Origin of the sequence: Pedobacter frigiditerrae (assembly GCF_004331645.1) — a bacterium.
Lineage (GTDB): Bacteria > Bacteroidota > Bacteroidia > Sphingobacteriales > Sphingobacteriaceae > Pedobacter > Pedobacter frigiditerrae.
Genome location: NZ_SJSK01000001.1, coordinates 50,068 through 64,161 on the forward strand (window position 1 = coordinate 50,068; position 14,094 = coordinate 64,161).

The window sequence follows — 14,094 nt, forward strand, 5'->3', positions numbered from 1 at the left end:
ATGTTAAAATAATGTATTGTATCTGTGTTCATCCTTTGTATCTCCCGCAAAATCGGGACAGGTGTGGTTTATAAAACTCCTCCCATAAATGGGTCACTAATTGAGTCTTCCCCAGTTTCTACGTGACCGCCGTAATGTTTTAAAAAATCATTATTGCCAGCAACTGAAATTTTGAAATCGTACCAGCCTTTACTTTTTTGCAAGTTTAGTGAAACCGTTTTTTGGCTATTTGCAGTAATCGTTATTGTTTTAGTGTTGGCTTTGTAAACATCATCTTTAATTAAAATTTGTAATGCGGATGTTTCTTTATTTTCGAAAACCAATTGAACATTACCAGTAGGCTTTTTAATCACTCCACTTACTTCATAAAGGCATTCTAAACTTAAACTAGGGTCGGCTTTTGAGCCATTAAACTCTCTGTAAAAACCATTTGGTCCATTTACAACAAGGTTATAAACCTTATTCTCAAAGTTGTTAAACTCCCAAGCATCAGTTAAATCATCACCAGCTTTTACCGCATAAGCCCAGGTTCTGCCCTTGTCTTTTTTATAAGTTCCCTTAGTGTAAACGTTAAATGGCGCTCCAGCTGATTCTAACTTTTGGCCGAATGCAGTTTTTGCAGCTTTAAAATTTAGCTTTATTTCTGTTTTTTCTGCATTTAAACCACCATCTACAAATAATTGATAGGGTAAAGCGCAAGCCAAACGAGTACCTTTTTCTTGGGCTGGGGCAAATTCAGACGCTTCTTTATCAAAGGGTAATAATGTATTTATTTTATCAACATCAGCTTTGTTTAAGGCTGCTGGTGTTACTTGTGCAGGCTTTAATTTTGCATTCTGAATTCCAGTAATTACTTTTTCTTTCTTCAGCCTTGCGGGAACATTTAAATTCTCGCCCTTGTAAGGTCTAAAAACAGAAGTTAAATCGCCACAAATCGCTCTGCGCCAAGGGCTAATTGTATCACTTTTAATTGCTTTTCCTGTTTTATGACTTAAAAATTTCTCTAAAAACATCAAAGAAGAAGTATGGTCGAAAACTTGTGAATTCACATAACCACCTTTACTCCAAGGAGAAGCAACCATCATTGGCACACGATAACCCAAACCAATCGGACTATCCTTTTTATATTCATAATCTGCCCAGGCGGTTAAACCATCACTAGTTTTTCCCGTAGAAATATCTTCCGGTTTTGGCGCAACGAATGGTGGTAAGTGGTCGAAATAACCATCATTTTCATCGTAAGTTAAAATAAAGATGGTTTTTTTCCAGACCTCTGGATTTTTAGTCAAAATATCTATCGCCTCAGAAACGTACCAAGTCCCGTATAAGGGTGAACTTGTATGATCAGAAAAACGTTGTGGCGCTACCAACCAAGAAACGGTGGGCAATTTCCCCGAATCAACATCTTTTCTAAATTGCTCAAAAATATCTTCTTGCGGAATATTTAATGTTTCTTGTTTGCCAGCTTCATTTGTAAACGTAAATGGTTGCAGCTTTAAATAATCTGAATTATCAATATTAGTAGCAAAAGCTTTATCGATTAAGTTTTTTTCTCGTTGAGGTAGTTGGTTATACTTCGTTAAAACTTCTTCCGCTGTTAATGCAGGGTGACTCGTCTTATCTCCATTTTTACGGAAATAAGCTGATAACTTTACTTGATGACGCTTTACATACTCTAAAGGATTATCACCATAATTTCCTAACCAATCATCTATTTCTCCCTCTGGCAAATTGCTGGTCCATATTTCATTTTGGTAAACTTTCCAAGAGACGCCATTATCTTCTAAGATTTCTGGAAAGGTTTGCCAGTCTACAAATGCATTATCACGAGATTCTGCTTGCGAATTATTTACTGCAGCAATAGAATTTGCGTTTTGCTCGGGGCGAATTGTACCTGTCCAGAAAAACAATCTATTTGGTGTTGTGCCAGTTAAGGACGAACAAAAATGATGGTCGCAAATGGTAAAGGCATCTGCCATTGCGTAATAAAAAGGAATATCTTCTCGCTGATAATAGGCTAAAGACATCAGCGATTTTACGGGTACCCATTTATCATATTTACCTTTATTTCTGGCAGCAACTTGGTCGCTCCAAGAATGTGGCAAACCACCTTGCCAAGTAATTTTTGTTTTGTTAATGTCAACGTGAAATGGCGCAAATGTGTTTCCCTTTTCATCGTTCTGTAACCAAACCTTATTCTGATTAGGCAATGTTTTGGCTCTTGGGTCATTAAAACCACGAACACCTCTCATTTTACCAAACATATGGTCGAAAGAACGATTTTCTTGCATTAAAAAAACGATATGCTCGGCATCATAAAATGTACTGCCAGGTTCTGCATTTATTGCCATTGCCTTTTGTATAGACATCGGGATCACATTCGCCGCACCAAAAATACTTGATAATAATGCTGCTTTTTTTAGAAAATCTCTTCTTGAATCCATTAATATAAATGTATAACGATAACCGCAAAGACGCAAAGTTTTCGCAAAGAAAAAGTTAACGAAAGATTCGTTTTTTTTATTTCAAATTCCTTCCTTCGTAACAGATGCTGAAATAATCCCGATAACTATCGGGACAGCATGACGTAACTAAGAATTTAAAAACAGGTTACTTGCCAGGTTCTTTGCCACTCGCCATTTGGTTCAAGGAAAACTATGCCTTCTTTATCTCTCAGCTGTTGGTTATGGTTTATGCCATCGGCGATGCCACACCAAGGCTCTAAGCAAACAAAATCTGCATCTTTTGCTGCCCAAATACCGAAATATGGGAAATCCTTGAAATGAAAATCTAGTCCGTTATAATTTTTAGTGTTGAGTATGGATATACTATCACTCTTCAGGTTTTTAATCACCAAGGCATCATCATAAAACAACTCATGTGTTAAGGGCAATTTTCCCTCTTCTAGTTTTATGGTTGTTGTATTGTCAGAAATCAGGTTATCTATAATATGATGAAAAGTGATTTCTTCATCCTTGTTAAACAGTAAGTAATAATCTGTGTAAACGCCTTGTTTATTTAAGGGTGCAGCAAATGCTGGATGAGCACCGATGGAAAATAAAAGTTCCTTATCAGACGGGTTTGAGACTTCATAAGTACAACATAAACTTGCACCATGAATTTTATACCGAATACTTAGTATAAATGCAAAGGGATAAACCTTGAATGTAACTTCACTATGTTTTAATGTGAAAACGATTTCTTGTTCATTAACATGATGATATTCGAACTCCATATCTCGAGCAAAACCATGTCTAGGTAAATGATAGTTTTCACCTTCAAACTGATAAGATTCATATTTAATTGCGCCAACTATGGGGAAAAGGATTGGACTAAACTTAGCCCAATAATTCGCATTACCGCTCCACATGTATTCTGTTTCGCTGTCAGTTCCTTTAATACTTTGCAGCTCTGCCCCTTTTGCAGAAAAAGAAGCAATGATATGTTCATTCTCAATAAAAATCATGATGTGTTAAAAATAGAGAATTGAAACCCGTCAACCTAAAAAATTAACAATAAATAACAATCTATCCTAAATTTTTTAAATAATCCTTAGCTTCCGCAATAGCTTGGATACAAATAGTCGTTATGAAATCCATTTTTTCTTTTATTTCCTTTTCATTTGCATTTTCATAAGCTTCAAAATCCATATATTTTGACAATTTATCATCTAAGCCCATAATAGATATGCTCGATTGCATATGATGTAACGTTTTTTTAAGGTTTTCAAATGATTTTAGTTCAAAATAGGTTTCTAGGTCAACCAAATTCTCAGGGATAATTTCTATAAATAGTGTTGTTACTTTCTTTTCATATTCAAGATCTCCCAAACTTATTTCTTGCATATAGCTTAAATTAATAAGCTTAAATTCAGGTTGCTCTTTCATTATTAAAGTATTTGCACTCTTTTATTTAATGATGCCCTAAAACTATCAGAAACAGGTACAAAATTTCCATTGATAATTAACGTGCCACCTTCAATTGTATCTATTTTGCTTACATTAATAATAAAGGAACGATGCACCCTTAAAAAAATGTGTTTGGGCAATTTATCTTCCACAGATCTTAAAGAAGAATGAATCTGATAAAACTTATCCTTTACTTGAATTTTAACATAATCACCCATAGCCTCGAGAAATAAAATCTCGTTAACATTAATTCTCCTTACGGTAATGGAGTCTCTTATAAATAAAAAATCATCAGCCTGTTGATTAAGTTTTTCATTTTTCTGTTGAAAAACTTCTTTTGCTTTTTCTATGGACTGCAAAAATCTGGAAGGTGAGATGGGTTTAGTAATAAAATCGACAACCTTTAAGTCAAAAGCATCTACTGCATAATCTCTTTTGGAGGTTGTAAAAATAATCATGGGTTGTTTCTGCCCTAAGCTTTTTGCCAATTCAATGCCATTCATTCCAGGCATTTCTATATCAAGCAATAATAAGTCTACAGAAGTTGTTAAGATCTTATTTAGGCCTTCTTTTGCACTGGCACATTCGGCGATTAAATTTAAAGATGGATCTAAGGCAATTAACTGAATAAGCGTAAGCCTAGAAATTTGGTTATCGTCAATTATCAAGCAATCCATTTGCAATATTTAGCCTAACCCAATGTAATATTTTAATCTTTAAGAAAATACTTGAGTTTTGTTCAATCTGTTCATTTATTTTTTACGTAGGTTAAGTATTACAAAAAATTAAGGGTAGAAATTACATTATTTAATGGAACAATCTAATTATCAAACCTGAAGTAAAACGATTTAAAACGCGATTTAGCGGTAAAATTTTAATTATTAAGAAATAAGTTTTACTTTTGTTCATTCTGTTCATTTTACATCCCCAAAATGAACAAAGAATTTTTAACGACTAAAAATTATCGTTCAACGTGCGTAATTGCCTTTGTAACTACTATATCTATTTACGTTTAAATACTCGAAGTAATTTTGCTTCAACAAATTAATTAATTAAAAAAATTAGTAAATCCTTATTATGAAATCAATAACAAAAATTGCAATTCTTTTTATTGCCCTATTATCTTTTACTGTTGCTTCTGCACAAAACTCAATGAAAGCACCTGTTCGTTTTAAGCTAAAAAACGGAATAACTGTTATAGTAGCGCAGAACAATGGTTTAGGTAAAATATACTCGAGATTAACTATTGAGAATCAGACTTGTGGAAATAAAGTAATTGCACAAGTATTCGAGAACTATTTAAATAATAAAGCGACTAAATTTAACGATTCGATGTCTGCTACTGGCGCAACTTCATCAAAAGTAACCTTTGCTTATAATGAAGCTAATACAGCAACCAACACTGCTAATTTTGAGCCTGCCTTAAATTATGTTTCAACTCTTTTCTTAAATCCAACAACAGCTAAGCAAGCATTTGATGAAATGAAATCATTATATACTGGAAACAAAGCTGATTTAGATTCAATTACAGCTGCAGATGTTCAGGATTATTATAATAAAAGCTTTAAAGCCAGTGATACTTTCATCACCATTGCTGGCGACATCACCCCTTCTGATGCTAAAGAAATTGCTTCAAAAGCATTTGGAAGCTGGAATGTTGTAGCAACCTTATAAGTTATCAACAATCATTTTTTTAAAGCCAGATGTTAGGGTGTCAACAACCTTTCCATCTGGTTTTTTGTATATAAAATAGGCTTCAATATCTTTTTTCTGTTCTACGAACTTTAAAGCCTTTTCTATACCCATTAACATAAGAGCATTATCATAGCCATCTGCATCTATTGCTTTTTTAGCAAAAACAGTAACACTGATCACTTCATTATTGATAGGATAACCGGTTTTAGGGCTAATGATATGACCATAATTTTTGCCATTATAAGTGATAAATTTTCGGTAATTACCAGATGTTGTAATTGCACCCTGCGTAAAAGAAATGATGTGTTTGATATTAGCATCGGTAAAAGCATTTTCAGACGGGCCTTCTATTCCTATCTTTATTGGTTTTCCATCTGGCTTTGGTCCTTTTGCACTCACCTCACCTCCTACCTCTACAACATAAATATTAATGCCTTTTGTTTCAAAGAAATCTGCAATAACATCTACCGAGTAACCCTGCGCAATTCCATTTAAGTCGATCTCTATATGGTTATTTGCCTTGCTTAAAAAGTCTTTCCTCAATTTAATTTTGTTCATTCCGATAGTCTCGGATAGAAATGCTTTTATTCTTGAAGTATCGGGAGTTTGATTGGCCCCATCTTTATAAAAGCCCCACAACCTCATTAAAGGCTGAAGTGTAATATCAAATAGACCATCTGTTTCCTTATTGATCTGAAAAGATTTGACCAATACGTTTTTCATGTGCGTATCAATCTTAATCTTCCCCATTGGCATTTTATTAAACTTGCTGATGGTTGAATTTGGCTTATACAAAGACATTGATAAGTCGATCACATTTAAGATGCTGTCAATTTGGTTTCTGGTAACCAGGCTATCGTCTGCGAAATAATTGATGGAATAAGTTGTGCCTTGCGCAAATCCTGTTATTTTGAATTCACGCAAGGAAGAACTTTTTGTTGCCGATAGGAAGGCAACGGATAGGAATAAGATTAAATATTTGAAACAATTATGCACTAAGAAAGCACCTTTGTTTTCCCTGGCATTGCAACAGGATAAAGTCCATTAGCATCTGGCAAAACTTTAGGCATTGCATCCCAAGTTAATTTTTCTGGGAACAAGCTGTTTTCTGCTTTTAATGCCTCATCCCATTTAATTACTTCTCCAGAATAAGTTGCATACCTTCCAGCTATTGCTGTAAAACAACTGTTAGCCGCTCTTTCTGCATCCCAAAACTTATATTCGTTACCAGCAATGGCCGCAAACAATTCGTCATGTTCTGTTTGATATGGGTTGGCATTTCCTTTTGTATTATGACTGAAGATTTCTTTTCCTTTATGGTCCCATAAAATCCCACTGTTATTTGCAGAAAGGTAAACCTTACCTTTTGTACCTTGGAAACTTTCATCAACACGATTGGTTGTTCCTTCGAAGTGACGGCACTGACTATGAATTACAGAACCATCTGCATAAGTTAACTCTACAGCGTGGTTATCATATATTTCTCCGTAATCTTTACCAGTTCTCCAAGCTCTACTACCGGTTCCTTGAATAGAAACTGGTGTAGCATTTTTTATCCAATTGGCAATATCGATATTATGAACGTGTTGCTCAACAATATGGTCGCCACAAAGCCAGTTGAAATAATACCAATTTCTCATTTGATAGTTCATTTCTGTTTGACCAGCAGTACGAGGTTTTACCCAAACACCACCACTATTCCAGTAAACCTGTCCGCCGAAAATATCTCCAATAGCACCATCTTGAATTCTTTTGATGGTTTCCCTATAATTAGTTTGATACCTACGCTGTAAACCAACAACTACATTTAATTTTTTCTGTTTTGCTAATTCGGCTGCTGCCAAAACCTTTCTTATTCCAGGGGCATCAACCGCAACAGGTTTTTCCATGAACACATGTTTACCTTGTTTTACGGCTTCCTCAAAGTGCATGGGTCTAAATCCTGGTGGCGTTACCAATAACACAACATCTGCTAGTGCGATTGCTTTTTGATAGGCATCAAAACCCACGAACTGACGTTCTTTTGGAACATCAACCTTTGCGCCAAACTTAGTAGAAAGTGCTTTATAGCTATTATCTAAACGGTCTTGAAAAGCATCGGCCATTGCCACTAACTTCAAATTAAATTTAGTGTTCAGCGCCTGAAAAGCAGCTCCTGTTCCTCTATCTCCACAGCCAATTAGTGCAATTTTAATGGTATCATCTACAGACGAGTTTACGCCCGCCCATGAATAGCCGCTCATTAATACACCACCAGCCACTAATGCAGAGGCTTTTAGAAACTCTCTTCTTTCGTTTAGTGTTTTGTTGTTATTTGTCATTAGTTCTCAGTTTAATATTTGGTTATTTTTGGTTAATAATCTGCTATAGGAGCTTTGTTGTAATAAGCCTCAATTTCTTCTTTTGTTGGCGTTATCAATGGCCTAACTAATCTTATCCCTACAAATGGCGCTTCAGGAAACCACCAATTACTCTTTGGAATTTGAGGGTCTATTTGTTTCCAAGATGGGTCTGATGCTTTTCTTGCAGCAGAGCGAAGTGCCTTTGCATCATCATCATAAGCACCACCACGAACAACTAAAGGATATAATTTATCAGGTATTGCAACTGGGTTCTTCACTTCAGTTTTACCTAAACTTGCATAAAAATCTGGTTTGTATTCGTCGTAAGTCCACTCGGCAACATTGCCCAACATGTCATACAAGCCCCAAGCATTTGGTTTTTTCAAACCTACTGGATGGGTTTTCTTTTCACTATTGTCCACAAACCAAGCGTATTCATTTAGTTTTGAGGCATCGTTTCCAAAATGGAATTCATCCATACTTCCCGCCCTGCTTGCATATTCCCATTCTGCTTCTGTTGGCAAACGGTAGAAAGCACCTGTACGCATATAAAGCCATTTACAAAACTGGATGGCGTTATATTGAGTCATACCAATAGCTGGTTGCCCTTGTTTACCCATTCCAAAAGTCATATCTAGATAAGGTTTTGTGGGTCTGGTTACTGCATCAACTTGCGGAGGAACGGGTGTTAAGCTGTTAGATTTTTCGTAATCTCTATAAAGAAATGGTTCATAGATATCCCAAGCTACTTCAAATTTACTCATCCAAAAAGCATCTAATTTTACTTTGTGAACTGGAAGTTCATCAGCATTTCCTTTTTTGCTTCCCATTAAAAAACTACCTGCCGGAATGGCTTGCATATCAAAAGAAAGCTTTGTTCCATCAATTTTTTGCTGATAAGCTGCCTGTTCTTGTGCTTGAGATTGTAACGTAATAAACATCAAGCAGAATAAAATGCGCACTTTATAATTCATGGCACTAAAAATAGAAAAAGAAAATCGTAATTAAATGCAGATATTAACTAAGCATATACATTTCTTAATATAAGTAAATGAAATAGCAGATTTAAGTGGCATCTAATTGAGTTGATTAGTTGAGGATTTGGTTAGAGGTTAAGGACTAAGGTTTAGCGTAGAACTTGAGTTAAGTTAATAACCATTCACCATAACGGGCAAAAAAAAGCAAAAGTGTCTAGGGATTATGTATATCAATGGTAAGAAGAAAACACCAGCTACCTATTAGTTTAGATTTAGTGGCAATAGCACCATTCTACGTTCATCCTTCGTTTAAATAAATTCTCTGGCTAGTCTTCACTCAACCCATAATTATATCGCTTGCCACACAATATTTGGGATTGATGTATTGATCGGAGTTGATCCGATCCTCTTCCCGACACATCTACATAAATATTTTAGAAACAAAAAAGCCTCTCATTTTGCAATGAGAGGCTTTTGGTGGGAGCTGAGGGGTTCGAACCCCCGACCCCCTCGGTGTAAACGAGGTGCTCTGAACCAGCTGAGCTAAGCTCCCTTTTATTTTTCCCTTAAAAAATGAAATCCTTCCTTCGTTTTGGGAATGCAAATATAGTGTCTTCTATCTGTTTTGCAAAAATAATTTCACTTTTTTTAAGAAAGAATGTCTTCCAACACCTGATGAGATTTAATTTGACCGAACGACGCCGTGTGTAAAGTATAGTAAACCAATATTTTATCTAACAAAAAGCGACGAGTAATGTTGTCTATTTTTATTTCAAATAATTTTTCAAAAGGTGTATTAAATAACAACAAAAACCAGTCTGCATCTATTTTGTCCATAAAATATGGATGAATTGGCATCACCGAAGTAAAGTCTCCTTCTTGTAAATCGAAGTATTTTTGGTCATTTCGAGTTTGTGAATGAGGAGCAAAACCTAAAAACCTAGATAGCTTTAATAGAAATGCCAAATGAAAATTCACGCTAGGGTCATCCGTTTCATCGAACCAACTAATGGCATTGTAAATAAAATTAAATAAATTTTCATCTGCATTTTGCTGACGAATACTTTTATATAACACCTCATTCAGGAACTGAACAATGGTGTTTTTAATCACATGATATGGAATAGAACGAAATACGGGCGATGGTCTTGCTTCTGCCACTCGTTGTATTTGGGTATTTATTTTGTGATAAACAACCATATCTAATAAATGTAATGGCTGTAGCAAATTCATTGGTATTTTCGCCTTTGGCTTTTTTACCCCATTTATTAAATAAGATTGGATCCCAAATTTATCTGTAAAAACCTGAACAATCACACTACTTTCACTATACAGCGTAGTTTTCAAAACTATTCCTCGGATTTTGTGCAACATTATTAAATAAGTTTTGGCACAAAAATAATCAACCCAATTACCAAAGCCATTAAACCGCCGATTAAAACCGCAGCAGAAGCTACATCTTTAATTGCTCCAGCTTTAGGGTTTTGCTCGGGCGAAACTAAGTCTACTAGAATCTCAATAGCAGTATTTACCAACTCTAAAATAACAACAACAGCAATTGCAATAGCTATCCATAACCATTCGTATGAATTTAGTTTAAAATATAAACCTAAAAGCACTACCAAAACTGCTGCCAGGCAATGAACCCTAAAACTCAATTGTGTTCTAAAAGCATAGGACAAGCCATTAAAAGAATAGATAAAACTTTTTAAAAACTTCTTCATTTAACGCTAAAATACATCAAAATAATGAAATCAGATATTGTTCAATTACTACTGAACAAACAATAATCCTCGTTTAGTGTTTAATTTAACACAAATTAAGACATAGATTTTGCAATCAGCCATTTTTATAGTTTCTTTACTTTTTTAAACAGCAGTTGATTATGTGGGCTAAACTCTCTAGAGCTATACTTCAAAACCGAATCCTTCTCGTACTTTTTTTCCTAATTGCCACCGTATTTATGGCTTACCACGCCAAAAACCTGAAGCTATCTTATTCTGGCGCAAAAATTTTACCCTTAACAGATTCTGTTTTTATTAAATATAATGCCTTCAAGAAAACATTTGGCGAAGATGGAAGTGTAATGGTTTTAGGTATTCAAAGTGCCGATATTTATAAAAAAGACAACTATAACAAATGGATCCAACTAACGGATGAAATCCAAAAATTAAAAGGAATAAAAGGTGTATTGTCTATCGGAAAGTTATTCGAATTACAAAAAGACACCGTTAACCAGAAATTTGTAGTTAGCCCAATTCCAAGTGGGTTTGTAAAATCGGATTCAGAAATGGACTCGATAAAACGCAAAATACAAGGAATGCCATTTTACAATGGACTATTATTTAACAAAGAAAGTAATGCTACTTTAATGGCCATTACCTTCGATCCTAAAATATTAAACTCAGTTAACAGGAACCCAATATTAAAAGAGATAGAAGCAAAGGCTGATGCGTTTGCTAAAAACACCAATATCCTAGTTCATAAATCTGGTTTACCGTTTATCAGAACCGCCACAAGTAAGCTTGTGTCTAACGAATTTGTGCTTTTCTTAGGCTTATCAATCCTAGTTTCAGCATTGATATTGTTAATTTTCTTTAGGAGCTTTTACGCGGTTTTCTTCCCAATCTTGGTTGTAATAATGGGTGTAATCTGGAGCATTGGCACCTTGGTTTTATTTGGCTATGAGATTACCATCTTAACTGGATTAATTCCACCATTGATTGTAATTATAGGTATTCCGAATAGTATTTTGCTCTTAAATAAATACCATGGGGAACTTAAAAAACACGGCGACAAACAAAAAGCATTAAGCATTACCATAGAAAGAATTGCCGTAACTACATTAATTGCCAACGTTACTGCAGCCATTGGTTTTGGCGTTTTATACTTTACAGGAAGTGAATTGTTAATGCAATTTGGAAGTGTTGCTGCATTAAATGTAATGTTCACTTGGCTAATGTGCTTGTGTCTAATCCCAATCATTTTCAGTTATTTGCCAATGCCAAAAGGAAAAGCAAATACGCCACACATCCCTAATTTCTTGGATAAATTACTAGAGAAAACAGATTTGCTAGTCCAAAATAAAAGTGTGCTTATTTATGTGCTTACTTTTATCATATCTGTTATTTCATTTATTGGAATTTACAAAATCAACATTAATGGATACGTGGTAGATGACTTACCAAAAAACTCCCAAATATTAACAGATTTGAAGTTTTTCGAGAAGAATTTTGAAGGCATTTTACCATTAGAAATCAGTATTGATACCAAAAAGAAAAACGGAATTTTAAGTATTTCTACCCTCAATAAAATTGATAAAATGGAAAGGATGATTGCATCTTATCCAGAGTTTTCTCGCTCAATTTCATTAAATACTGGATTGAAATATGCGTCTCAAGCATTTTACAATGGCGATTCTGCATTTTATCGTCTACCAACAGATATTGAGAAAAACTTCATTCTAGCTTATGCGGCCAACTCTGGAAAAGGAAATGGCAATATGTTAACCAACTTTGTAGACAAGGATAAACAGACGGCACGTGTAAGTTTTCAAATGGCTGATATCGGCTCGAAGAGATTAGACGCCATATTGCTAGAACTAAAACCTCGCATTGATTCTATTTTAACTCCAAAAAGATTTGATGTTCAGTTAACTGGTTCGAGTATTATTTTCTCAAAAGGGACTGATTATTTGTTAAAACACCTATTTGAAAGTATCGGCCTTGCCATAATTTTAATCTCGCTTTTACGCCTAGCTCAGTTTAAAAGCTTGGGCATTATGTTTATTTCCTTGTTGCCAAACATTGTTCCTTTAGTTATCACAGCAGGACTGATGGGATTCTTCAATATCCCCTTAAAACCTTCTACCATATTAATTTTTACTATCGCCTTTGGATTGGCATCTGACCAAACCATCTATTTCTTAACTAGGTACCAGCAGGAACTAACTTTAACCAATTACAGTGTCACCAAAGTAGTATCAGATACCATTAGAGAAACTGGAGTAAGCATGACGCATATTGCTTTGATCTTATTTTTTGGATTTGGTATTTTCACAGCGTCCACTTTTGGCGGAACAGTGGTTTTAGGCTTATTATTGTCGATAACGCTATTTGTTGCCTTGGTTTTCAATCTAACTTTATTACCTGCATTAATGCTTTGGTTAGACAAAAAGAAAACTCGCAAATTAATTCCAGCAGAAGAAGCGGCTAAAAACGAAGATTTAATTGACCATTAAGCTCAAATGATTTTTAGAGAAGCCACCATACAAGACATCAAACAAATTCAGATCGTTAGAAATTCGGTTAGGGAAAATACTTTATCTGACCCTAACTTAGTACCTGATGCCGACGTAGAAGATTATATCTTAAATCGAGGTAAGGGTTGGGTGTGTGAAATCGGTGATGAAGTTGTAGGTTTTTCAATAGTTGATTTGAAAGAAAATAATATTTGGGCATTGTTTTTAGTTCCTAAATTTGAAGGGCAAGGAATTGGAAGAAAACTTCACGACATCATGCTAAATTGGTATTTCAATCAAACAAATACAAATGTTTGGCTCGGGACTTCAGCAAATACTAGGGCTGAACAATTCTACAAAAAAGCTGGTTGGAAGATAATTGGAACACACGGAAAAGGGGAAGTGAAATTTGAGATGACTGCTAGTGATTGGAAAAAAGTAAACAACAATAAAACTGATTAGGCCACATTTTCGCCATCTAATGGTTCTTTAGCTGCAGGCTTTAATTCGACCTCCTCACCTTCGTTATCTACTTTTTTGGCAAATAAAATTGGATATAGGAAAATTAAAGAACCCAAAATTAAAAATCCGCCTGAAAAGCCCAATACAACATTACTTCCATCGATATGCTTGCTACTCATAACCTGAGCAACGATAAGCAGAATGATTCCTAAAACTATTGCAATTACACCTTTTTTTAACCTTAGAACCTTTATCATAACCCTGAGCTTTAGATTTTCTTTCTCTTTAATATGCTCATGATAACAAAGATTAACCCAATAAGTTCTAATAACATGGTAAAAATAAGTACCGCAATAGTTAGTGTTTCGTTACTGTTTTTGAGCAAAATCGCAATAGGCATTAATACTACTGCGGCAACCATAAAAATAAGTCCGGTTTTTAGTCGTTTTTCCATAAAACAAATTGACTTC

14 protein-coding genes and 1 tRNA gene are annotated in these 14,094 nt (G+C 34.8%); 3 read left to right on the top strand and 12 right to left on the bottom strand.

Features of this window, described 5'->3' with window-relative positions; genetic code table 11:
* Positions 1-68: 68 nt before the first annotated feature.
* The 4 genes from EZ428_RS00175 to EZ428_RS00190 form a co-directional block, all read right to left on the bottom strand.
* The gene (locus EZ428_RS00175; protein ID WP_131551097.1) at positions 69-2,444 is read right to left on the bottom strand and encodes a phosphocholine-specific phospholipase C; all 2,376 of its coding nucleotides are present in this window, start codon (positions 2,442-2,444) and stop codon (positions 69-71) included.
* Positions 2,445-2,599: 155 nt separating this feature from the next.
* Positions 2,600-3,466, bottom strand: a complete 867-nt coding sequence (locus tag EZ428_RS00180; RefSeq protein WP_131551098.1) for an aldose 1-epimerase family protein — start codon at positions 3,464-3,466, stop codon at positions 2,600-2,602.
* Positions 3,467-3,527: 61 nt separating this feature from the next.
* The gene (locus tag EZ428_RS00185) at positions 3,528-3,887 is read right to left on the bottom strand and encodes a hypothetical protein (protein WP_131551099.1); all 360 of its coding nucleotides are present in this window, start codon (positions 3,885-3,887) and stop codon (positions 3,528-3,530) included.
* Positions 3,888-3,889: 2 nt separating this feature from the next.
* Positions 3,890-4,585: a LytR/AlgR family response regulator transcription factor gene (locus EZ428_RS00190; RefSeq protein ID WP_131551100.1), complete on the bottom strand. Its 696-nt coding sequence runs from the start codon at positions 4,583-4,585 to the stop codon at positions 3,890-3,892.
* A gap of 400 nt (positions 4,586-4,985) precedes the next feature.
* Between EZ428_RS00190 and EZ428_RS00195 the strand changes: the two genes are divergently transcribed.
* Positions 4,986-5,582, top strand: coding sequence for an insulinase family protein (locus EZ428_RS00195; protein ID WP_131551101.1), 597 nt, complete (start codon positions 4,986-4,988; stop codon positions 5,580-5,582).
* On the opposite strand, the gene EZ428_RS00200 is transcribed toward EZ428_RS00195, so the two are convergent.
* The 6 genes from EZ428_RS00200 to EZ428_RS00225 all read right to left on the bottom strand — a co-directional run bounded on the left by EZ428_RS00200 (position 5,577) and on the right by EZ428_RS00225 (position 10,646).
* The gene (locus tag EZ428_RS00200) at positions 5,577-6,527 is read right to left on the bottom strand and encodes an FAD:protein FMN transferase (protein ID WP_225870958.1); all 951 of its coding nucleotides are present in this window, start codon (positions 6,525-6,527) and stop codon (positions 5,577-5,579) included. The two genes, EZ428_RS00195 and EZ428_RS00200, sit on opposite strands and share 6 nt — an antisense overlap.
* A 71-nt stretch (positions 6,528-6,598) precedes the next feature.
* Positions 6,599-7,924, bottom strand: a complete 1,326-nt coding sequence (locus EZ428_RS00205; protein WP_131551102.1) for a Gfo/Idh/MocA family protein — start codon at positions 7,922-7,924, stop codon at positions 6,599-6,601.
* A 32-nt stretch (positions 7,925-7,956) separates the two neighbouring features.
* The gene (locus EZ428_RS00210) at positions 7,957-8,886 is read right to left on the bottom strand and encodes a formylglycine-generating enzyme family protein (RefSeq protein ID WP_225870959.1); all 930 of its coding nucleotides are present in this window, start codon (positions 8,884-8,886) and stop codon (positions 7,957-7,959) included.
* Between the two features lie 511 nt (positions 8,887-9,397).
* Positions 9,398-9,475, bottom strand: a tRNA-Val gene (locus EZ428_RS00215).
* A 95-nt stretch (positions 9,476-9,570) separates the two neighbouring features.
* Entirely contained in the window at positions 9,571-10,296 is a 726-nt protein-coding gene (recO, locus tag EZ428_RS00220) for a DNA repair protein RecO (protein ID WP_131551104.1), read from the bottom strand.
* A 2-nt stretch (positions 10,297-10,298) separates the two neighbouring features.
* A complete protein-coding gene (locus EZ428_RS00225) occupies positions 10,299-10,646 on the bottom strand; it encodes a diacylglycerol kinase (RefSeq protein ID WP_131551105.1) in 348 nt (115 codons plus the stop codon).
* A 161-nt stretch (positions 10,647-10,807) separates the two neighbouring features.
* Here EZ428_RS00225 and EZ428_RS00230 point away from each other — a divergent pair, with 161 nt between their 5' ends.
* Both EZ428_RS00230 and EZ428_RS00235 read left to right on the top strand, forming a co-directional pair.
* Positions 10,808-13,162, top strand: coding sequence for an efflux RND transporter permease subunit (locus EZ428_RS00230; protein WP_225870960.1), 2,355 nt, complete (start codon positions 10,808-10,810; stop codon positions 13,160-13,162).
* A gap of 6 nt (positions 13,163-13,168) precedes the next feature.
* A complete protein-coding gene (locus EZ428_RS00235) occupies positions 13,169-13,624 on the top strand; it encodes a GNAT family N-acetyltransferase (RefSeq protein ID WP_131551106.1) in 456 nt (151 codons plus the stop codon).
* Here EZ428_RS00235 and EZ428_RS00240 read toward each other — a convergent pair.
* Together EZ428_RS00240 and EZ428_RS00245 are read right to left on the bottom strand one after the other, a co-directional pair.
* Positions 13,621-13,881, bottom strand: coding sequence for an isoleucyl-tRNA synthetase (locus tag EZ428_RS00240; RefSeq protein ID WP_131551107.1), 261 nt, complete (start codon positions 13,879-13,881; stop codon positions 13,621-13,623). The genes EZ428_RS00235 and EZ428_RS00240 overlap by 4 nt on opposite strands.
* 11 nt (positions 13,882-13,892) lie before the next feature.
* A complete protein-coding gene (locus EZ428_RS00245) occupies positions 13,893-14,078 on the bottom strand; it encodes a hypothetical protein (protein WP_131551108.1) in 186 nt (61 codons plus the stop codon).
* Positions 14,079-14,094 lie beyond the last annotated feature (16 nt).